We start from the raw sequence: 22,456 nt of genomic DNA, 5'->3' as shown, positions 1-22,456 counted from the left end.
TTCCTTCCAAATGGAAAGAAGGGATAACCACCCACCCTCACAATATGCAGTTACATATATTTTATCAAATGATTGTAAAGATATTATGTAAACCAAACAAATGAAATTTCACATAGAAAAAAAGCCCTTCTAAACCGGGCTTTTCTATCACCATTATTTAGCGATCTTCTTCAAATCCGAACTTTCTATAACTGAAAGCATATTCACCTTTTATTAAGACGGACCATAACCAATAAAATGAGCAATTATAACTGCTATTAAACCGATTGAGTATTCAATTAGAATTAAAGGAAGAATCCACCTGGCCCACCTTGTCCATGAAATTCCTGCAATTGCTAATCCAGCCATTAGCGTACCACCTGTCGGAAAAATAATATTTCCAATACCATCCGCGAATGAAAAGGATAATACAGCTGTTTGGCGTGTAATGTCCAATAAATCTGCAAGTGGCGCCATGATAGGCATTGTCAACATTGCATGACCACTACCTGATGCTAAAATAAAATGAATCGCTACTTGGAAGTTGTACATTCCAACAACACTTAAAAAAGGAGAAATATGTTCCATTCCTTCCGACACTTGATACAGTAGTGGGTCTATAATATGCCCTTGATTCAAGACAACTAAAATAGCGCGTGATACACCAATAATTAAAGCTCCCCCGATTAAAGATGCCGATCCTTGTGTAAAAGATTCTACTGTATCATCAAGAGATATCTTGCCAAGAATTGCAATGATTATAGTTAAAATAATAAATAAGGCTGCAATTTCTTTTATATACCACTCGTACTTAATAACACCAAATACAAGAATAATATAATTGATTAAAAAGGCCGTTAATATCCATTTATGTCTTTTTGTTAACTCTACTTTCGCTGTTAATAGGCTGTCTTGCTCATTTGTATCGAATTTTCCGTAAATTCCGCTTGCAGGATCCCTCTTTACTTTCATCGCATGACGATAAACGAATGTAACCGCAATTACATATATGACTACGAATAAAACGAGGCGGAACCCCATCCCCGAATACATAGGAAGACCCGCTATCCCTTGCGCAAGCCCAACTGTAAACGGATTCATAATTGCCGTTGTAAATCCAACAGACGCTCCTACTAGTACCATCGCAGTTCCTGTTATCGTATCAAATCCAACCGCAAGAGCTAGCGGAATAAATAAAGGTACATACACTAAAGCTTCCTCCGCCATTCCCATTAATGATCCGCCAAGCGCAAAGAACAGCATGATAATAGGAATCATTAACTTTTCACGGTTAGCAAGTTTTTTTGCCATCGTTGAAACAAGAGCCTCAACTGTACCGGATGCCTTTAATACACCAAAAAAACCCCCAATAATAAGAATAAAAAAGATAATATTAGCAGCTTCTACCATCCCTGTAGGAATAGATTTTACCGTATCAAAAAATCCAAGTGGCGTTGATTCAATCCATTTAAATGAATTTGGATCTACTGTTGTATACCCATTTTTTTCAATCTGTTCATATTTTCCGGCCGGCAATATATGTGTAATAACAGCCGCAATAACTAGCAAGACAAGTAACATTGCAAATACGTTTATTTTCCATTCTTTTCTTTCCTTTTTTTCTTCTGGCTCGAATGAAACTGCCTTCTCTGATACTTGACTCATATACCAATCCCCTTTGCAATAAAGTGAAACTTTGATCAATGGGGGGGGCGTTCATCCCCCACTGATTATTACTTTTCCGGGCAGCCGGCAGTCTGGTTTCCCCACAACCATGACATACCAAGCTATCCACCAATTCTTTTATTTATAACACGCTATGATTTAACTACCTTTTTACTAATTTCATTTACAAATTGGTTAAATAAACGCTGCTGCAAGACATCTTTTTCCGACATCATTTCTGGATGCCATTGAACGGCTGCTACATAACGATGAGCTTTCGATTCAATAGCCTCTATTACACCATCAAAGGACCATGCGCTCGCCTCAAAATCTTTCCCCAGTGTTTTCACTGCTTGATGGTGAAAAGAATTAACCATTAAAGATTTTTGGCCAATAGCCTCATAAATTTTTCCCTCTTCCAGAAGATCTACAGAATGAGAGCCTTGCCATTTACGGAACTGCTCCCGAGCATGGAAATATTCTGGTCCCATCTCGTGCTCTAAGTCTTGATAAAGAGAGCCACCAGCTGCAACATTTAATACCTGTAATCCTCGGCAAATTCCTAAAATAGGAATATCTTTTTCTAAAGCCTGCTTTGCCAAATTTAATTCAAAATTATCTCGTTCTTCCTCTACAGTGCCTATATATGATTTTGGAATATCACCGTAATAAACTGGATTGATGTCCGCGCCACCAGCCAATAACAATCCATCTAATTGATTAAGTGTGGACTCAATTTGATCAACTTCCTCAATTGGAAGTAGAACAACCGTTGCACCTGCCCTTTGAAGTGAACGGATGTAGTCATAAGAAAAGAGAGCCATATCTTGACCTGGTAGCCCTCGCAAGCCCTCCTTCCCTATTTCACTATGATCAACATAATACCCAGTAACACCAATTAGTGGTTTCATTTTCTCTCACCTCATAATTTAAATGGTTTCGTTGTCTTTCTCTGCTGAAATTGTATACTCTTAACCTCCCTTTTCTAGCAAGTGGTAAAGAATTAAATATGTAAATTACGACTCTACTCATTTCATTATTTCTTTACACACCATTGATACAAGCAAATATCGTGCCAACATTAAAATTAAAGTGATTATTTACATATTTTTAAATATTTTGTCGTTTTATCGGTGTTTACTATGCTGAAATGTATTATAATTGGTTATTAATTGGTTACATAATGAACAATTAATAACCAACTTTAGACCAATTCCATTCAACTAAAGAGGTGCTCTATGAACAAATTTGAAACCAACCACATTGTATTGATCACCGTTTTAAAAGAAACACGAAAAGCCCTACATCAACAACTAACGGAGATGGTAGGTGATCTCATAGATATCGAAAGTTTTTCTGTAGAAGAAAGTATTCCAAAAGTATTTCATTCTACATTAATTGTGTTACCTAATACATTTACGATAGAAACGGTGAAAGACTTTATTGGGGAAAACTGCGAAGTAATAATAGCAAAACGAACATTAAATTATGAAAACGTAGACCAGCTTTTATTTTTACCAGAAGGAACACAAGCCCTATATGTGAATGATAATCATGAAACAGTATACGAATCAATTGAAACGATGCGTCAATTAGGGCTGAACCATATTGAATATGTCCCATACTATCCTGGAAAAACGAATATACAAATGAACAAGCTCGCAATCACACCTGGCGAACTTGAAATTATCCCTGATTTTGTAGAAAAAGTAATTAATATTGGTCATAGATTAATAGATATTACTACAATCATGTCCATTCTAGATCGGTTTCATTTAATGGAGGAATCAGGTAACCACGTTTCTGAGAGATACTATCGAAAAATAGTAGATTTAACAAAGAATTTAGCTAAAGCTCATCGACAACTTCATCAAGTTATTGATGGTGTTGGTGATGGCATACTAGCTATTGATTATGAAGGAAGAATTGTTGTCTTTAATGAATTCTTAGAAAGCATGCTGAAAATAAAAAGTAAAAACGCTATTGGTCATCCGATTGATGCCATTATTGATAATATTGATTTAGTAAACTTCATCCTTTCAAATAAGCAACAAGAAAGCGGAATATTTGTTGTAAACGGCTTGGATGTAATAGTGGAACGTCTACATATAAATGATCAATCAATTATTGTTACTTTCAGAAATGCCCTTAAGACCATCGGATTTGAACGGAAATTGAGAAAAGAATTTGTCAAAAAAGGTTATGTAGCAAAATACAATTTTCATAACATCGTTGGGATTAGCTCTACGATCCAAGACACGAAACAAATTGCCAAAAGGTTAGCTAAGACTGATTTAACTGTATTAATTGAAGGTGAAAGTGGTACTGGAAAAGAGTTGTTTGCAAGTGCTATTCATAATGCTTCCCAGCGAAATAGCGGCCCTTTTCTTGCCGTTAACTTCAGTGCTTTATCGGATGATTTAGTCGAGAGTGAATTATTTGGTTATGAAGACGGAGCGTTTACCGGAGCAAAAAAGGGCGGGAAAATGGGACTATTTGAACAAGCAAATGGTGGCACTATTTTTTTAGATGAGATTGGAGATATTAGCCTGAAACTTCAAGCACGACTACTTCGAGTATTGCAGGAAAAAGAAATTATGCGCGTTGGCGGAAGCCAAATTATCCCGATAGACGTCCGGATTATTGCAGCAACCAATAAGGATCTACTGAAAATGATTCAAGAAAATATGTTTAGAGAAGATTTATACCATAGGCTTAAAGTACTCTTTATACACCTTCCCGAATTAAGGGCACGCCGAAATGACATTGAATTATTAGCTAAACATTTTGTCGCACTATCGGACCCTAAAGTCAAAATTGAACAAGAACTAATTGAAGAACTTCAAGGATATCCATGGTACGGAAATGTACGAGAATTTAAAAATACGATAGATTATATGCTTGCTGTCCGTACCGGAAACCAAATAACAAAAAATGATTTGCCTAATCAACATTACTTTCAAAAGCCTCCACCTAGCAAAACAGATAGCGACCAAGCCGAGAGTATAACACCCTTTTCTTCAAGTTCAAACGCTCTTGATCAAGAATCCCTTTTCATCCTTACCCTTATCATGAATTATGAAGAAAAAGGAAAAGCAATCGGAAGAAGGATTATTTCTGAAAAGAGCCAAGAAGTCGAAATAAATTTATCTGAAGCACAAGTGAGACACCGGTTGAACTTCCTGAAAATGAAAGGTTATGTGGAAATAAAAAGAGGTAGAGCAGGGATTCATTTAACAAGAAAAGGGTTGGAGATTCTACGTAGTCTTTAGTTAAGGTTCGGATTTTCAGATACATAGAGGCTGTTTTATAAACAGCCTCTTTTTTTATGGAATAAAACGTCGATAAATTTAAGTTACAAATATTCAGAATTAATATTAAAATGAATAATGGGGATAGGGGTATGGGCTTATAAAATTTATACATAACGAGGGAATAGAAATGAAACTACAATTAAAAGCGGATTTAATGTTACTACTAGTTACATTTTTTTGGGGTGCATCCATCCTACTTACAAAACTTGGACTTGATGGCATAGAAGAATATAATTTAATCGCATTACGATTTATTATCGCTTTTCTTTTATCAGGTTTAATATTTTACAAACATTTATTTAAGATCGATTTTAAAACTGTAAAATATGCATTTATACTCGCTTCTGTCTTATTTATCGTTTACATTTTCGCGACTTTCGGTACAAAGTATACGAGTGTTTCTAATGCTGGTTTCCTACTATGTCTCACAGTCATTTTCATTCCAATATTATCAGCTATATTTTTAAAACACATTCCGGAAAAGAAAGTTATAGTAGGGATCATTTTAACGATAATAGGAATCGGCTTATTAACATTAACGAGCGAATTCAAAATCGGTAACGGCGATATATTTTGCATACTATCTGCCCTGTTTTATGCGATCCACGTCATCATTACTGGAAGTGTAACGAAACATGTGAATTCCATTGCACTTGGAGTAGTGCAACTCGGCTTCGTCGGCCTATTTAGTCTTATTTTTTCATTCATTATCGAAACTCCAAAACTGCCTAGCACAACCAACTCATGGCTAATCATCCTAGCCTTAAGTATATTTTGCACCGCAGTCGCATTCATCGTGCAAGTTATCGCCCAGCAATACACGACGCCTACACATACAGGACTTATCTTCTCATTAGAACCTGTCTTTTCCGCAGGCTTTGCTTTCGTTTTCACAGGTGAAACACTTACCGGAAAAGGATACTTAGGGGCTACGCTTATATTAGTAAGTGTGTTGATTGCTGAGGTGGATTTTAAAGGATTGTTGCGGGTTAATTATAAGAAGAATATGGAATAGTTATTTCGCCAAATTACATAAACATACCCCGAAAATATTCGTTTGTATTATTTTCACCCTCTTACCTTAATTTTTTTAGATGCTATCTTCAAACAAGGTAGCATCTAAAAAATGTTAAAAGGAATCTCTCCTTAGTATCTTCTTATACTCGATGTAGTTTGCATACTTGACCTTTTCTACGTTCTTTAATTACTTACTGAATATAGTCATACAGATTTTTCGCTAACAATAAACAAGTTACTGTAATGAAAAGAGCACGAACATACCCGCTTCCTTTTTTTATAGCAAACTTGGAGCCAACAACTCCTCCAGCAATTTGAGCAATCCCCATTATAAAACCATATGCATAGTTTACTTGCCCTACGTACATAAACATCAACAATGCACCAACATTACTTCCTAAATTAAGAAACTTCGCAGTACCTGCTGCTTTTAAAAAATCATACCCAATAAATAAAAGAGAAAACATTAAAAACGAACCTGTGCCAGGCCCTAGAAATCCATCATAAAAACCAATAGCAAAAATAAAAAAGGTAAAAATAATGACGTGTCGACCAGATAATTTCTTATGAGTAGAAATACTACCCCAATCCTTTTTAAATATCGTATAAATAGCGACTGCACCGAGCATGATCAGCATCAATGGCTTCAGTACTTCTGGGTTCATTAAATGAACGGTCCATGCACCTACTATAGAGCCTATGAAAGTGATTGGAAATAATTTTAAAGCCGATTTCAAATCAAGATTACCAGAACGATAAAACACAATATTACTAGTTGCACTCCCCATTGTTGATGCTAATTTATTCGTGGCTACTGCACTTGCTGGATTCAGCCCTGTAAATAATAAAGCTGGTAAGGCAATGAGTCCTCCACCACCTACAACTGAATCAATAAATGCAGCTACAAACCCAAAAACAATCAAAATAATTAATATAGATGGGTCTAAATACAAATCCATACTAGTAGCCTCCCCTTTAGTCACTATTGTAATAGTAACTACCAATTTGCTAAATGTAAAGAGTTATTGTAACGTTGAAATATAAAAGCAAACATCGGAGGACGAAAAAAGTGGACTACATAGTGCAACAGCTTAAAAAAATTGGTTTCAATGAATATGAAGCTAAATCTTATGTATCTCTTGTTAAACAAGGGCCTGTCACAGCCTACCAAGTGAGTAAGGATTCGGGTGTCCCAAGAGCGCGAATTTATGAGATTTTAGGTAACCTTGTAGAAAAAGGAATTGTCATGAAGGAAGAAATAAATGACACCACTCGCTATTCACCTCTACCTGTTGAAATCTTTTTACAGAAGGCGCAAACAGAATGGCAGTCTACTTACGAAGGAATAAGTGATTCATTAAAAAAACTAGAAACTTCCGAGGAAAAAACGGATAATCGAGTGATTACTTTAAAAGACAATCAAACAATCATTAGCTATTGTCAGGCATTAATAAAAAAAGCAGAACGACGTATTGTCATTTCAATGTGGGATGAGATGTATGAAGCGTTAAAAGAAGATCTATCTGAAGTAGCTGATAAAGTTACAATACAAGGTATTACCCTGCATGTTGAAAACCCAATTAAAAATCTAGAAGCCCATCGTATAACACCTTATACAGAAACCTTGTCTACAGAACATTGGTTTATTGTATCGATAGATTCTAAAGAGATGATTTATGGACCATCACTTGAAGAGCGTAATATTGCTTTTTATACAGATGACCCCGTTCATATATACTTATTAGAGGATTATGTATGGCATGATGTTTTAGTAAATCGACTCGTCCGACGTAGCCAAGATGACTTGCAGCAATGGATTACTGCAGAGAGAAGATCTTTCTTTATGGGGAAATAAGAAGTATATTAAAAGAATCAAAGAATAAAGCATAAGTTAATGAAATGAAAAACTTATGCTTTATTTTATTTGCAAAGTGATACTCCAGTCTTTTCACTATTTTCCCTCCACAAACCGACCAAACTCCTTCATAAACCTCAGCTTAAAACTCCCCACAGGCCCATTCCGATGCTTCGCCACATGAATCTCCGTCATCTCTTTCTGCTTCGTTTCCTTATCGTAATAATCTTCGCGGTACATAAGCATAATGACATCCGCATCTTGCTCAATTTGTCCGGTCTCTCTTAAATCAGATAATAGCGGACGCTTATCTTGTCGTGACTCTACAGAACGAGATAACTGTGATAACGCTACTACACAAACATTTAATTCACGCGCTAATAACTTAAGCTTACGAGAAATCTCACTAATTTCTTGAAATCGATTGCCCTTATGCTTCGGATCACCCGTAATAAGCTGCAAGTAATCTACAATAATTAAAATCTTTTTATCACCGTTCTTCCTCTTTAACTTACGAGTTTGCATCCAAATATCTTGCACCGTAACGCCTGCATTGTCATAAATCTCAAATGGCAACTCACCAATCTCCGCAAACGCCTTACTTACCTTCTCCCAATCTTCCATCGCAAAACGATGCTTCGGATTTTTCAGCCTACCTCCTGACACTTCGCCTACGCAAGAAGCCATCCTTTTCAATAATTGCTTACTACTCATCTCTAACGAAAACAATCCCACCGCCGCTCCAGACTTCGCCGCATGTAGTCCAACATTTAGCGCAAACGCAGTCTTCCCCATAGAAGGACGCGCACCAAGGACGACAAAATCACCTTCCTGCAATCCGCACGTCATTTTATTTAACGATGTATAACCAGTCTCAATACCAGTAATCTCTTTCGCATCTTGATGAAGCTCTTCATATAAATCAACTAGCGCATCCTTCAAATCAAACTCACATACACAGTCCTTTTCCTCTAAATCACAAAGTGCCGTAATCGTCTCACCAATAATTTTCTCACTCTTCTCCGCAATAAGGCGCTCTCCCATCTTGTGCCCGAGAACACCCGCCTGATACATTTTCCAGGCACCTCGAACAAGCCCCTCATAATAAGAGAAGTTGGCAGTTGTAGGCACACCATCCATTAATCCTATAAAATACTCCATGCCCCCGATCCCCTCTAAAAACTTCGGATCTATCCGAGAAATGAACGTCACAAGATCAATCGGTTGCCCCTCTTCTTCCATTTTCCGCATTAACTGAAATATAGACTTGTGAACTGACAGAGAAAAATACTGCTCCGTCAAACGGCACTCCTTAATAAGCTCTCCATCAATTAATAGAGAACCTAACACCGTCTTTTCCGCCTCCACATTTTGAATACTCATGGCCGCCACCCGCGCTCCGCTAAAAAGCGCTGCAACTCTTCCTCAGATGGCGCATTCTTCTCCCACTCCTCACACCTCGCCAAAAACTCCTCCGTCTCCGCCGTACTAGCAGACGACTCCTTCTTCCGGAAATTAACCGTATCCGCCTCAACCTCACATACTTTCGTAAAACCTTTCCCGTGCCACCCTCTCAAAATTCCCTTCACATAAGCAACCGTCCGCTTATTATTCTCAAACGCAATTTGAAGAGCCTTCAGCACAAGCTCCTCTGACAAATCTTCCATCCACGCACTTAGTTCCTCCACAGTATGAGGAGACAAACTACCGAAATGTTGCTCATAAAAAGAAAACACACGGCTCCCCGTTTCTTCCTCTATAACCTCTTCTTCCTCTGTCTCCTCGCAAACTGGCTCAACATCATCCACAACTAAATCACTCGGCATACCGAAATGCGCTAAAAGCATAGGAACATTCAGCTCTTCCTCAGCGCACTTCTGAAGAAACATATGCACAAACTCCTTATTCTTCACACCCTTAAGCTCACGAAGCACGCACTTCTCCACATTCGTATTCGTCACCGGATTATAACGAAGCCAATTCAAAACGAATAACTCCCGAGTATCCGCATCATAAAGAATCTTCCCATAAACAATGAAGCGCTGCACAAGCTTATCAACAGTCTCCCGATTATAACCCGTCTCCATCTCCGCTAACCGCTTAGGAAAAGGAAAAATCCCACACTGCGTCGTCTTCGAACAAGTCAACAAATACACATAAAAATACCGCTCCTCCGGCGTCAAATCCAAAACAAAATCATCCTGCCAAAAATTCACCTGCACAGTACGATACACCGCCATCAAAGTTCCTCCCGTCTCCGTTCAAAAGTAAAAGCCCCTTCATAATATATATGGGAGGATGGCAGGGTTTTTGGCGTATTATTTCAAAATTTTTTTCGACTCCTACTACGGTGTTTGTTGGTGTTTTTGTTTTGTTATGTTTTTTCTTAGTGATTTATTACTTGGTAGGGGCTTAGGGGGGGCTAGTTATCGGTTTACTTCGATTAGAAAGACCCATCTCCACATTCTACTTAAACCAATTAAATGAATCCACAAATCTAATAAAAAACATATTAAATTCCAATAAAAAAGACCATATCAAAAGCATACTCCGATGTCATTTTGATACAGCCCCATCTATATTCGCTTAATAATTTTAGAAACATAAAGATATTAAAAATTTAATATACCTACAAAACATTACCGTCCTTTATATAATCATAGATCTTATTATCAATTGATTTCTCCATAATCATATTCATCGTAACAACAGGTAGTTCTTTTCCATTTTTATCTTTCATTTCAGTTTGTTCTACACTTGCTTTATCAGGTGTCGCTTTTCCTAAATAGTAAAAGTCGCTTCCCTCGTCATCATCTTTTTTCACAAAAATATGGACGTCAATATTATTTTCTTTAGCATCAATAATTGTTTGAACTTCCTTTGATTTTAATGTTCTATTACTTCTTGTATACCATTTAAGAACATCTTGATTAAGGAATTTATCACCGTAGTCCACACTGGATTCTACCTCATCATTTTTATGGTATGTGATAAATATTGGACAAGTATAGTACTTTGTCTTATAACCATACATAGTTGAGCTCTCGTCATTATGCCAATTTAAAAGTTTACACACATCTTTTCTTGAGTATTTTTTATATACAGTAAGGTTACTATCACACTCATAGTTTTTGCTCTTTTTCCTTGCACTTTTAATAATGTCCATAACCATACGCTTAAAGTATTGATTTTGTTCTAAGCTTTTTCGGATAGAATCATTAAACATATACATCTTATCGTCCTGTAAAGAGAGAATTGGCTTTTCTCCATATTTCTTTTGACTGTTTTGTGAGAAAAACTCTAATTCAAAAATTCGTTGTACTGAAGTAATCGTTTCATCATCTGTTAAGCAATTAGATTCTTCAAGTTGTTTTATATACTCATCCTTATCAACTTTTTCTTGCTTTAATAATAAGTCTAACAAAACGATTTCGTTTTTACGTTTTCCATTCAATACTTCCAATGAAAACATCGTTAAAACTTTATTTTCGTACTCTGTTAATGCAGGGACATCTTCTTTCATTTTCAATAAGAACTGATAATAGTTCGAATATCCTTCTGCAAGTACAACTGGATCAATAGAATGGTTTACTATAAAGTCATATAGATATGGAGTTCTTCCTATTCTATTTTTCAACTCAGCAAAAGCTTCCTTCAATACTTTCATTGCTGTTAAATTACTATTGTTAATCGCTTTAAAGATCTGCTTTTTCGCTATCTCTTCAAAGTTAACTGTTGAAATACCTTTAATATAACTCGTGTCATTTGTATATCTACGTATATTATCTTTATTTTGTGATCTATCTCCTGAAAGGGCAATCGGAATTAAATAGTTATTTTTATAGTTTCCAATAAAATCAATAATCGTAACAAAATCTTTCGAATCGTGTTTTCGAAGTCCACGCCCTAACTGCTGTATAAAGATAATGCTTGATTGAGTTTGTCTCAACATAACAACTTGGTTCACACTCGGAATATCAATACCTTCATTAAAAATATCTACTGTTAAAATATAATCCAGTATGCCATTTTCTAATTGATTCACCCGCAGTTCTCTTTCCTCTTGGGAATGATCGCCGGTTAATGCAAATGTGCGAAAACCTCTATTATTTAAGGCATGTGATAATTGTTCTGCCTCATCTTTTCGGCTGCAAAACATTAGTCCTGTTACTTTCTCACCAGAAAAACCATAATATTTTACTTTTTCAACTATATGATCTACTCGTTCTTCCGTAACAAGTTTAGATAAAACAGTAGTGTCATCTATCTTTTCACCATTATATTCAAAATCAGTTACTCCAAAATAATGGAAAGGACAAAGCATATCTTCTTCAAGTGCTTCTTGCAATCGAATTTCATAAGCAATGTTGTAATCAAATAGCTCATAAATATTAAAATTATCTGTACGTTCAGGTGTAGCGGTCATTCCCATTAAAAATTTCGGTTTAAAATAATCAATAACTCTATGATAAGAACCAGCACCTGCTTTATGAACTTCATCTATTAAAATATAATCAAATAACCCAGGATCAAATTGCTGTAAATTTTCTTCTTTTGAAATGGTTTGGATCGTCGCAAATAAATATTTAGCATTTATTTGTTTATTTGACCCTGATAAAATTCCAAAGTCCTCATCTATCCCACCAAGAACTTTTTGAAAATCGGATTTCGCTTTATTTAATATTTGCTCTCGGTGAACAATAAATAACATCCGTTTAGGTGCAAAATTTCTGACATCAAATGCTGAAAGATATGTCTTCCCCGTTCCTGTTGCAGAGATAACTAAGCCTTTTTCTTTTCCGGCGTCTCGAATAGCTTGTATTTCTTGTAACGCAGCTTGTTGCATTTTATTTGGGGTAATTTTCAAAGCTTCTTCAATTGAATTGTGATATTGACCAGGTAATTCTATAACTCGATCTAGTAACTTATTTTCTGCAGCTTGCTCATATATTGTTTCGTAATTTGCAATCAACTCTTCGGTTAATACTTGAGAATGCTCCCAAACTTCTTCAAATTGGTTTTTAAAATGCTGTACAATCTCTCCATCTTCATGCGATGTTAACTTAACGTTCCATTCATAGTTTACCTTCAAAGCATGTGCAGTTAGATTTGAACTACCGACAATTAATGAACAATGTGTTTTATTATCAAATATGTATCCCTTTGAATGAAAACCAGATAAATTTGTTAATCTTACTTCTACATTTTCAAGTTTCATTAACTCTCTAAACACTTTTGGTGTATTAAAGTTTAAGAATGTAGATGTTAATATACGTCCTTTAACCCCTTTTTGTTTAAGATCAAGGAAATGTGATTTTAAAGTCGCTAGCCCGCTTTCTGTAATAAAAGCTACTGAGAAAATAAAAGATGTACTATTTTCTAGCTCCTCCAATAATGAGCTTAAAACATTTTCATTTTTTTTCGTATTGTTTACTAATAATTTCGGCTTATATATTCCAGGATGATTATGTTTTTGATCAATAAACCCTTTATATAAAGACCCCTCTAATTTTTGAATAAAATTCTCCATATGATCACCATTTATGACAATTTTTTATATTAATTGTATTACTCACTGATTTAAAGTGCAAATTTATTACAAATATAAAAAACTATCCGTATAAAACGAATAGTTTTTTTCAAATTACTTTACAATCGATTCTTTTGATAATTTCTCAATAGTCGGGATATCCGCAGGTGCCCACTCTAAAGCTGCTAGTTCATTCGGATATAACCATTTAATTGCTACGTGCTCAGTTAGAACCGGACTTCCTTCAACAAGTTTACAATAGAAAGTTTTCAAATGAACAATACCAAAATCATACTCATAGGCTGTATAATCAATTTGCTCACCAATCTGCACGCTACAATGCATTTCTTCATCAATTTCACGCTTTAACGCCTCTTGAGGTGTTTCTCCCTCTTCTATTTTCCCACCTGGAAATTCCCACATAAGAGGTAGCGATTTAGATGGTCCTCTTTGTGCACATAAAATTTTCTCATCTTGAACAATTACTGCTCCAACAACATAAATATTTTTCTTCATTATGTCCTCCTTAAATCTCACAGAAACTCTATACTTTATGTTTCCACACTTTATAGACTGAAAAATGCCTTTTATATCTTTTAACGACTAATATATTTTTAATCAGTAAGCTAGATTTTATCTATCCCTATCTAGCCCTTTTAATACAATTAGCCTAACACTCTCATCTCTTTTATATTATATAGAAGTAACTACAAAAATAAAGCCTGATTGAATACTTCCCTCTTAAGCCTCTTTTTTCACCATTTCCTCATACCTAAAATGACACTCCTCCAAAAACCCCCTACTCTCCCCACTATCCTTATAAAAACTCTCCCACCCCCGCTCCCTCAAAATCCCCTTCCAACTCTCACTCTCCACCATCTTCTTAATCACACCATCCCAATAAGCAACCTCTTCCTCCGTCATATCTTTCGGGCCCATAATTCCTTTCCAGTGCTGGAATATGACGTTGATTCCTTGTTCTTTCCATGTTGGGATTTCTGGTAGGCGGTCTAGTCGTTTTGGTGCGGATACGGCTAGTATTTTTATTTTGCCGGCTTTGTATTGTTTTTCGGCTTCGGATAGGGTCATGGTTGCGGCGCTGATTTGTTTGTTCGTTAGGGCGTTTATGATTTTTTCTTTGTTTTCGTAGACGAAGAATTGTAGTTCGGCAGGGTTTATGCCGAATGCTTTGCTTACTTGTACGAAGGATAGGTGATCGTCGTTTCCTAGGCCGGGGGCAACGCCGATTTTGAAGTTTTTCTTGTCTTGTTTTAGTTGTTCCATTAGTTGATTTGCGTTTTCTATGTTTGATTCTTTTGATACGACAACGACTTCCCAGTCTGATGCAAGTAGCGCGAGCGGCGTGAAGTCTTTATATGTTAGTTTACTGTGGCCTAGTAGGTTGTTCGTTATGAGTAAGCTTGAGTTAATCGCCAGTACGTGACCGCCTTTTTGTTTCGTATATTTCCATCCGACACCACCGCTGCCGCCTACTTTATTTGTGACTGTGATTGGTTTTGTGAAGATTTTTTCTTCTGTGAGCGTTTTTTGCATCGCCCGCGCTGTTAAGTCCCAGCCTGCTCCTTGAACGTTCGGCGCAACGATTTCTACTTTGTCGATGTTCACTGTATTCGTATGGGATTTTTCCGAGGAACAACCAGCTATTACTCCTGTCATGATCCATATACATAGTAATAATCGCTTCTTCATAGTCCTCGTCCTATTCGATACTTTCGTTCTGGTCGTCCGATAATGCCATATGTGTATTCTACTGTGCTTTCGTTTGTCGCTACTAAGTATTCTAAATATCTTCTTGCGGTTGTTCTGGAGGCCCCCATTTGTTCTCCCATTTCTTCTATTGTAATGCCCTCTTCGAACCCTTTTATAATCCCCTTCACTTTTTGTAGTGTTAACGGATCCACACCTGTCGGTAAGTTTTTTATGTCTTGTGTTTGCGAAGTCCCGAAGAAATTATCGATGAGTGCTTGATTTACTTCATTGTTACTATGTAATAGTTGCTTTTTTCTTTTATAGTCTTCAATTGTGCGAACGAATTTTTCTAACGTGACCGGTTTTATAAGGTAGTTACTTACGCCGTTTCGAATTGCTTTTTCTAACATATGATTTTCATTTGCGGCAGTAACCATAATAACGTCAACGCTTGGAAAGTCGGCATGGATTTGTGGTAATAAGTCGGTTCCGATTCCATCTGGTAAGTAATTATCTAATAGAAGCAAATCAATTTCTTCCTTTTGTAATAGTTCCATCGTTTCTTTCGCGTTCAATGCTTTCCCAATCACTTTTACGTCCTTTATTTTTGATAAAAACTCTTCCTGAATTTGTGCGACGCGGAAATCATCTTCTGCAATTGCAACCTTCAACATATGCCCATCCCCCTGTTTGTCATGTACTTTCTTTCAATGTTTTCGGAAGGTAAATTGTAAAAATAGCTCCCCCATTTTTCTCGTTTTGAATTTCAATTGTTCCCCCTAGCAGATCTACCATTTCTTTCACGTTTGCTAGTCCGTAACCACGATCATTTCCTTTCGTTGAAAATCCTTTTTGAAAAATGGTCGTAATTTTTTCTACCGGTATCCCTATCCCGCTATCTATCACTTCAAACACAATGTCGTGCCCAATATCCGTAACGAAGAAGGAAACTCTCTTTTCCTCTCGTTCACTCACCGCATCAAACGCATTGTCGATTATGTTTCCAAGGATCGTAATAAGGTGTGAAACTTTTATATGGTCTGGTAACGGATGAAGCGCACTATCTCCTTCAATATGAAAATCAATTTTCTTCTCAGATGCTGTTCCGATTTTCCCTAATAAAATAGCTTGTACTTTCGCATCATGAATTTGATGAAATAAAATATGGTTTTGACTTTGATGAATATTAGATTCTTGCTGGATAAATTCAATCGCCTCTTTGTAATGTCCTAACTGAAGTAATCCTGATAAAACGAAAAGCTTATTTGTAAATTCATGTGTTTGAGCGCGTAAGTCCTCAGAATACTTTCTTACCTCAGATATTGTGTTCACAAGGTTTTGCAGTTCTGTTTTATCTCTAAAACTACATACAACTCCTACCGTACTGTTATTTTCAAGTATCGGTGTCATGTTTAAAATAAACACTTTATCTTGAAACGCGATTTCTTGATCGTTTTCTAGCACTCTTTCCATATTAAATTCTGGTAAAACTTTTGAAATGTGTTGCTGCATATAATCACCATTTACATGTAACATTTCTTCTGCCGACGTGTTCATCATCGTAATAAAACCGTTTTGATCAATGGCGATAATCCCCTCTTTTATAGATAGTAGTATCGCGCTTCGTTCTCGGTATAGCGCTGCGATTTCATTCGGCTCTAAACCGAGTGTATCTTTACGAATGCTGCGTGCTAAAAGAATGCCGCCAACAATTCCCGCTACTAATACAGCTAAGGAAAAGAGTATAATTTCTTTCGTTCTGCTTAATATGTTAGATTCAATACCTTTTATTAAAAACTCTACTGTCACAACGCCTACGACTTGATCATAGTCTCCGTTATGAACAATAATAGGCGCCTTCGCCATTAAAGCAGGACCACTTTCGCCATTTCCTTCAAGCGTATAATAGCCACCAAAAGTGAGTGCTTCATAGTTATATGGATTGTTACTTTTTGTACCAATTAACTCCGAATTAGAATGGGAATACATCACCCCAAAGCGATCTTCTATAATGACAGTATCTGCGCCAGCTTGCTCCCGAACTTGTTCCGCAATGGATTGAATCGTATTTTTATGCTCGTTATTTTGAAAAGCATCTTTTATAGCTGGCATAAAAGAAAGCGACTTCGCTGTTTGCAGTGCTAACTGCTCCACTTGGCGCTTCGTATCAACGGACTGAATGTAAACAAATATTCCCGCTAATAGGAGAACGACAAATACAATTAACGCGATAATTAAGCCTACTATTTTCGTTTGTAATGATACTTTGCGTGATTTCTTCATACTTCATACCCTTTGATAAAATATTCAAAACTATCAATCTCCTTTTTCTATTATTATGACAAAACTCAAAATGAAGCAACTATTAAAAATATCCATGTTCATAAAGTACAAAAAGAATAAAATTGTCATAATATTGAGATTTTATTTAAAGAACAGTACAATTCAACTACAATGAACACGCTTTCATAATTATCATTTTATTTATAAGCAAGAGGAGGAATTAGTATGGCTCAAGTAAAATCAAACCGAGTCGCCGGCAATATCTTTAAAGGTTCTGTCGGTAATTTAATTGAATGGTACGACTGGTACGTTTACTCTGCTTTCGCCGTTTATTTTTCAGCAGAGTTCTTTCCTAAAGGAGATCCAACGAGTCAGTTACTCAACACAGCGGCTATTTTCGCAGTTGGATTTTTAATGCGCCCTATCGGAAGTTTATTAATGGGACGCTATGCAGATCGGCACGGACGCCGGGCAGCATTAACGCTTTCCATTACAGTTATGGCCGGTGGTTCTTTAATTATTGCCTGTACACCGAGTTACGAAAGTATCGGTATTATGGCACCAATTATTTTAGTTCTTGCCCGTTTACTACAAGGATTATCACTCGGCGGAGAGTACGGAACTTCCGCAACATATTTATCTGAAATGGCTAGTAGTGGACGCCGCGGCTTTTATTCAAGCTTCCAGTATGTCACGCTCGTTGCCGGACAAATGGTTGCGTTAGGCGTTCAAATTGTTCTTCAGCAATTACTAAGCGAACCAGATATGAAAGCTTGGGGCTGGCGTATTCCATTCATTATTGGAGCAATGGGTGCAGTAGCTGTATTATGGCTTCGCCGCACAATGGATGAATCGGAGCAGTTCGCAAGCATAAAATCACAAAAACGCGAAAGCGCAGGAACCGTTCGCGCGCTTATGAAACACCCGAAAGCAGTATTAACAGTAGTCGGTCTAACACTAGGAGGCACTGTTGCATTCTACACGTACACAACATATTTACAAAAGTTCATGGTAAACACAGTCGGTCTTCCGAAAGAAGTTGTAAGCTGGATTAACTTTGTCGCACTACTTATTTTCGTCGTACTTCAACCGATTGCAGGGCTACTATCCGATAAAATTGGACGCCGCCCACTATTAATGGCATTCGGTATTCTTGGAACATTACTAACAGCACCGATCTTCTTCTTCATGGAAAAAACGACAGAACCAATCGTAGCATTTTTACTCATGATGGTCGGTCTCATTATCGTTACTGGATACACTTCTATTAACGCAATTGTAAAAGCAGAACTCTTCCCAACTGAAATTCGCGCACTTGGCGTAGGTTTACCATATGCACTAACAGTTGCGATATTTGGCGGAACAGCTGAGTTCATCGCATTATGGCTAAAAAGTATCGGAATGGAATCACTATTCTACTTCTACGTAGCTGGATGTATCGCGATCAGCTTTATTACGTATTGGCGTATGGATGAGTCATCGAAGACTTCGCAGATTGAGGCAGAGCTTGGTGGTGGGGACAATTTAGCTAATAATAAATCTAGTTAAAATGATGTATTCTATAATCTTCGTTTATCTGAACTCGATTTACTTTATCTAAGAAGGCATAATTCATTAAGATATAATTTAAAAACCTCTACTTATATGTAGGGGTTTTTGTATGACGAAAAAACACGTATTATCGACAATTGCAAAAAGCCGGAGATTTTGCCAATGTAGAATCCATTGGTACTCACACCATGCGAAAAACCTTCGGCTATTGGTTCTATAAACAAATAAAAGATGTTGCTATGTTACAAGAAATTCTTAATCATAGCACACCACACATCCGTCTGGAATATATTGGAATTAATAAAGAAGAAAAAGATAATATTCTTGATACATTTCAAATTTAATTCACTTAAAATTACTATTTCAATCATTATAAAAAAGACCTTTTATTTTAAAATAAAAGGTCTTTTTTATACACATATATGTATTAAGATTTATATTTTTTTACTGTACAAGGAATAGTTACAATGTACAAATCTATAGCATAGATTGTAACCCAGATACCTTTACCTTCAGCTTCTAACTTTTTATCTAGTTGAGACAAATGCTCTGAAACTTTTCTTTTTCCCCATCTTCTAGGAAACCATTGAAAAACCTTAGGAACATTATATTTTTTATTATACCAAGTATTCAATCTCCAAAAAATGAAAAAAACCAAAACAATAATTATGATATGAAAAATATCAGAATATGAAATTCCTAAAACCATATTATATTTTCTCCATTTTCACTAAAACTCAGATAATTTACTTCTTAATTCTAATTCATCCTCTGTTTCGAAACCCTTAAATAATAAATGAATTATTTGATTATGATTAAAAAACACATTATATTCTTTTGATAAATTACCATGAGGATATGGACAAGAAACATAATCGCATAATTTATTATCAGCTTGTTGTTGCTTTCTTCCATAAATCATAAGAGGTTGATTAATTTCTTCTATAAGAGCTACAGAACCAATTGGTAATAATTAGAGCCTCCAATTGGAAAATAAGAGACGAACAAAGACAATCTACTCAGCTCTCCTAAGGTTTTAATAGTTTAATATTTGATTTTCAAGTTTGCCTTCACAAATTCCTGTTAACACTAATAATAAGAAGAACAGGCCGTAAAACGGGCGATCAATTTGATCATATAGGTCATACGCTTCGCCAAGTGGAACATCCGAATCATGTGGTTGTTCACCCTGTAACAATTACTAACAGCGCGTAGAAAACATTTGGATAAATAAGAGGCAAATAAATGATTAAAAAGTTGTAACCCCTACTATAAGAAATACTATTATTACTAAAGGAAGAATGATAATCATAAAGGATATTATTATTGTTAATAATGCTTTCCATGCTGAAAATTGGTGTGCTTCTCCTAAACATTTTAAGGAAATAATGATTGTCCAAATTCCAATAACTATATCAATTATGGCAAAAATAAGAAACAAAATCGTTAAAGTTATGCTACTCTCCATTTTCGGTGTCTCACTCGTAAAGTTTTCTATCCCAAACAAGAAAAATGAAGGCACCCAAACTAATATAAGAGAGTAAACGTAAGGGATATAAGAATAGGCAACTGAGTAACGTGTTTTTTCAAAGGTACCTTGTCCACCAAGTTTTTTTGCCACCCAATTAAATAACGCTGGTAGCAAAAAATAATAAATTAAGAAGGCAACGAAGGTACCGAATATAACCATTGAGATTAATGAAACTGGACTACTTATTGAATCCGCCATATTTTTAGAAGATGCTCGATCTAAAGTCTGTACGAATGAGCCTAATAAAATGAGTAAAAACACATTCTTTGGTTTGGATATAAAAATTTCTTTCATTGTATCACGTGGTTTTGTCCAAATGGAGAACCAAGGATTAAGTGCACGTTTAAATTGATTTTCTGGAGTTTCCATATAAAAAACATTCCCCTTTCTTAAAACATATTAAATTTAAATCCCTAATTATCCCAATTATGTACATATAAATATTAAAGCATAAATAGTCGATTATTTAAATGTAAATATTCAATCATTTAATTTCATCTGAAACTTAGGGGGAGTGCTTCTTAGCAATTACCTCTATATTTTCTTACATTTTTAACTATGGGCTGATTAGTTACTTTCATTTTTGAGTACCTCACATTCTTTAATACACGGGATAAACAGCTATAATCTTATCATTAATAAGAACAAACCTAATTTCCATTCCTTCAGATGTTTTACCAGAATATAATCTTCCACTTATACATCTTTTATTGCTATAAGCCTCGTGAATGGCTTCCATAAGAAGAATGCAATTATACACTTGAAATGCAACAAATCCTCTTTAAAAGCCTATACGCATTTTCCCTCCATCTTCTATATGCTTCCGTAAATAATAGTACTTATGGAGTTCTATAATCATATAAAATAAAACAAAACAAACGAAATCACTGTGCATGCACACATAAATACAATTACCCCCATCTGTTGTGTTGCAATGCTAAGAATTATATTAGCAATTAACTGCCCCGATCCAGCTGCAATAGCTGCTACTTTTACACCACCAGTTTCTTCATTCTTAAATGTTTCTTTTATCATAATTAATTTATTTTCTTCAATGACCTAATCCTCTCTAACTAAATAGCTTTTATTCTTATCTTCCCAGTATCTATATTCATAGGGTACTTGTTCATCAAATCGCTGTAAATAACCTCTCCAGTTATTCGGAATATATTCTTCAAAAGATATTGATTCCGGATAATTAGAATAAAAAATTAAACGCTCAAAATCTATTAGGAAACATGGATTATAATCATAATAGGCTTCTTCTCTATTAGTTCTTAGTTCTCTTAAAAATTCTAACCTAATATCTTCTGTAAATCTTTTATATTTTTCTATTCTTTCTAAAAAGTTAGCTATTGTAGTCTCATTTAAAATACTAATGCCTTTTCTTTCTTCTGGATATTCACTAGGAGAATAACCAGCTTGATTATAATCTAAACACCATAAATCCGATTCATTTATATACCAATTGAGCTTATTTTTATATTTTACACCCACTATAATATTTTCGGCGTATAAAGGCTTAATCATTTAACTCGTTCTCCTCTCTTACTTAATAAGTTTAGCATTTCATCCACATTCTACCAACAACCGACTAGTGGGGTCAGGTAATTCGTATGCAATACCTTCAAATCCATATTTATCAAAAGTACCCTTGTCAACAATCTTAGGAGCTGTTCTACCTTCGTTAAGTGGATTAGTTTTATAATCCTTCTGAATAAAAACAGCCTATGTAGTTATACAGGTTCTTCAACCATAAGTAGTTGTTTTCTTCCGTAAATTACAACCTTTTTTGTCCCTCCTTTTAAGAGAACAATAGAACCATTTGGTAAAAACTTTTCTTTAGAAAATTGCATAATTCCCCATCCTTGCTTTATCTAAATGTAATTCTATATTCATGATGTTGCTTCTCCCTTTTCTTTTCCGCATTCTTTACTGACTATAGGAGAACCACGATTATATACTTAAAATTCAATACAGACTCTTTAAATGGTTTCATGTGTTCTACCCCCATCTTCTAT

At 35.7% G+C, this 22,456-nt stretch carries 19 protein-coding genes and 3 pseudogenes; 5 read left to right on the top strand and 17 right to left on the bottom strand.

All coding sequences use genetic code 11. From position 1 onward, the window contains the following. Positions 1-213 precede the first annotated feature (213 nt). Complete coding sequence (locus HMPREF2590_RS23890) at positions 214-1,644, bottom strand: YfcC family protein (protein WP_000084615.1); 1,431 nt, start codon at positions 1,642-1,644, stop codon at positions 214-216. A 152-nt stretch (positions 1,645-1,796) separates the two neighbouring features. Next, complete coding sequence (locus HMPREF2590_RS23885) at positions 1,797-2,555, bottom strand: gamma-glutamyl-gamma-aminobutyrate hydrolase family protein (RefSeq protein ID WP_000803243.1); 759 nt, start codon at positions 2,553-2,555, stop codon at positions 1,797-1,799. A 327-nt stretch (positions 2,556-2,882) separates the two neighbouring features. On the opposite strand from HMPREF2590_RS23885, the gene HMPREF2590_RS23880 reads away from it, so the two are divergent. Together HMPREF2590_RS23880 and HMPREF2590_RS23875 are read left to right on the top strand one after the other, a co-directional pair. Next, the gene (locus HMPREF2590_RS23880; protein ID WP_050821701.1) at positions 2,883-4,916 is read left to right on the top strand and encodes a sigma 54-interacting transcriptional regulator; all 2,034 of its coding nucleotides are present in this window, start codon (positions 2,883-2,885) and stop codon (positions 4,914-4,916) included. A 169-nt stretch (positions 4,917-5,085) separates the two neighbouring features. Continuing rightward, the gene (locus HMPREF2590_RS23875) at positions 5,086-5,973 is read left to right on the top strand and encodes a DMT family transporter (protein ID WP_000776061.1); all 888 of its coding nucleotides are present in this window, start codon (positions 5,086-5,088) and stop codon (positions 5,971-5,973) included. A gap of 193 nt (positions 5,974-6,166) precedes the next feature. On the opposite strand, the gene HMPREF2590_RS23870 is transcribed toward HMPREF2590_RS23875, so the two are convergent. Continuing rightward, a complete protein-coding gene (locus tag HMPREF2590_RS23870) occupies positions 6,167-6,934 on the bottom strand; it encodes a TSUP family transporter (protein WP_003312708.1) in 768 nt (255 codons plus the stop codon). Positions 6,935-7,044: 110 nt separating this feature from the next. On the opposite strand from HMPREF2590_RS23870, the gene HMPREF2590_RS23865 reads away from it, so the two are divergent. Further along, the gene (locus HMPREF2590_RS23865; protein ID WP_000384620.1) at positions 7,045-7,830 is read left to right on the top strand and encodes a TrmB family transcriptional regulator; all 786 of its coding nucleotides are present in this window, start codon (positions 7,045-7,047) and stop codon (positions 7,828-7,830) included. A gap of 96 nt (positions 7,831-7,926) precedes the next feature. Here the strand turns inward: HMPREF2590_RS23865 and dnaB are convergent, their stop codons facing one another. The 7 genes from dnaB to HMPREF2590_RS23830 form a co-directional block, all read right to left on the bottom strand. Beyond that, positions 7,927-9,213, bottom strand: coding sequence for a replicative DNA helicase (gene dnaB, locus HMPREF2590_RS23860; protein WP_003312709.1), 1,287 nt, complete (start codon positions 9,211-9,213; stop codon positions 7,927-7,929). Continuing rightward, on the bottom strand, positions 9,210-10,070 hold the full coding sequence (locus HMPREF2590_RS23855) for a DnaD domain-containing protein (RefSeq protein ID WP_050821699.1): 861 nt from the start codon (positions 10,068-10,070) through the stop codon (positions 9,210-9,212). The genes dnaB and HMPREF2590_RS23855 overlap by 4 nt, the downstream gene beginning before the upstream one ends. A 389-nt stretch (positions 10,071-10,459) precedes the next feature. Then, the gene (locus tag HMPREF2590_RS23850; RefSeq protein WP_050821698.1) at positions 10,460-13,360 is read right to left on the bottom strand and encodes a DEAD/DEAH box helicase; all 2,901 of its coding nucleotides are present in this window, start codon (positions 13,358-13,360) and stop codon (positions 10,460-10,462) included. 114 nt (positions 13,361-13,474) lie between these two features. Then, positions 13,475-13,876, bottom strand: coding sequence for a (deoxy)nucleoside triphosphate pyrophosphohydrolase (locus HMPREF2590_RS23845; protein WP_000739608.1), 402 nt, complete (start codon positions 13,874-13,876; stop codon positions 13,475-13,477). Between the two features lie 225 nt (positions 13,877-14,101). Continuing rightward, the gene (locus tag HMPREF2590_RS23840; RefSeq protein ID WP_003312713.1) at positions 14,102-15,070 is read right to left on the bottom strand and encodes a tripartite tricarboxylate transporter substrate binding protein; all 969 of its coding nucleotides are present in this window, start codon (positions 15,068-15,070) and stop codon (positions 14,102-14,104) included. Beyond that, a complete protein-coding gene (locus tag HMPREF2590_RS23835; protein ID WP_003312714.1) occupies positions 15,067-15,744 on the bottom strand; it encodes a response regulator in 678 nt (225 codons plus the stop codon). The genes HMPREF2590_RS23840 and HMPREF2590_RS23835 overlap by 4 nt, the downstream gene beginning before the upstream one ends. A gap of 19 nt (positions 15,745-15,763) precedes the next feature. Beyond that, a complete protein-coding gene (locus HMPREF2590_RS23830; protein WP_003312715.1) occupies positions 15,764-17,353 on the bottom strand; it encodes an ATP-binding protein in 1,590 nt (529 codons plus the stop codon). A gap of 225 nt (positions 17,354-17,578) precedes the next feature. On the opposite strand from HMPREF2590_RS23830, the gene HMPREF2590_RS23825 reads away from it, so the two are divergent. After that, positions 17,579-18,901, top strand: coding sequence for an MFS transporter (locus HMPREF2590_RS23825; protein ID WP_003312716.1), 1,323 nt, complete (start codon positions 17,579-17,581; stop codon positions 18,899-18,901). 131 nt (positions 18,902-19,032) lie between these two features. Then, a pseudogene (locus HMPREF2590_RS23820) lies at positions 19,033-19,248 on the top strand (site-specific integrase); the annotation flags it as partial. A gap of 83 nt (positions 19,249-19,331) precedes the next feature. Here the strand turns inward: HMPREF2590_RS23820 and HMPREF2590_RS23815 are convergent. From HMPREF2590_RS23815 to HMPREF2590_RS23785, 7 genes and pseudogenes are all read right to left on the bottom strand, one after another. Beyond that, entirely contained in the window at positions 19,332-19,613 is a 282-nt protein-coding gene (locus HMPREF2590_RS23815; protein WP_000242737.1) for a hypothetical protein, read from the bottom strand. A 21-nt stretch (positions 19,614-19,634) separates the two neighbouring features. Beyond that, on the bottom strand, positions 19,635-19,826 hold the full coding sequence (locus HMPREF2590_RS23810) for a DUF4176 domain-containing protein (RefSeq protein WP_000639126.1): 192 nt from the start codon (positions 19,824-19,826) through the stop codon (positions 19,635-19,637). Between the two features lie 114 nt (positions 19,827-19,940). Beyond that, positions 19,941-20,102: a hypothetical protein gene (locus HMPREF2590_RS30490; RefSeq protein ID WP_043328555.1), complete on the bottom strand. Its 162-nt coding sequence runs from the start codon at positions 20,100-20,102 to the stop codon at positions 19,941-19,943. A 51-nt stretch (positions 20,103-20,153) separates the two neighbouring features. Next, entirely contained in the window at positions 20,154-20,804 is a 651-nt protein-coding gene (locus HMPREF2590_RS23800; protein ID WP_000449722.1) for a Yip1 family protein, read from the bottom strand. Between the two features lie 412 nt (positions 20,805-21,216). Further along, a pseudogene (locus tag HMPREF2590_RS23795) lies at positions 21,217-21,443 on the bottom strand (hypothetical protein); the annotation flags it as partial. A gap of 51 nt (positions 21,444-21,494) precedes the next feature. Continuing rightward, positions 21,495-21,965: a hypothetical protein gene (locus HMPREF2590_RS23790; protein WP_000595042.1), complete on the bottom strand. Its 471-nt coding sequence runs from the start codon at positions 21,963-21,965 to the stop codon at positions 21,495-21,497. Between the two features lie 178 nt (positions 21,966-22,143). After that, a pseudogene (locus HMPREF2590_RS23785) lies at positions 22,144-22,291 on the bottom strand (DUF4176 domain-containing protein); the annotation flags it as partial. Between the last annotated feature and the right edge of the window lie 165 nt (positions 22,292-22,456).

It is taken from the genome of Bacillus sp. HMSC036E02, from assembly GCF_001836235.1.
Classification (GTDB): domain Bacteria; phylum Bacillota; class Bacilli; order Bacillales; family Bacillaceae_G; genus Bacillus_A; species Bacillus_A cereus.
The sequence above is the reverse complement of the archived record's forward strand: the minus strand, read 5'-3'. Positions and strand labels throughout refer to the sequence as shown.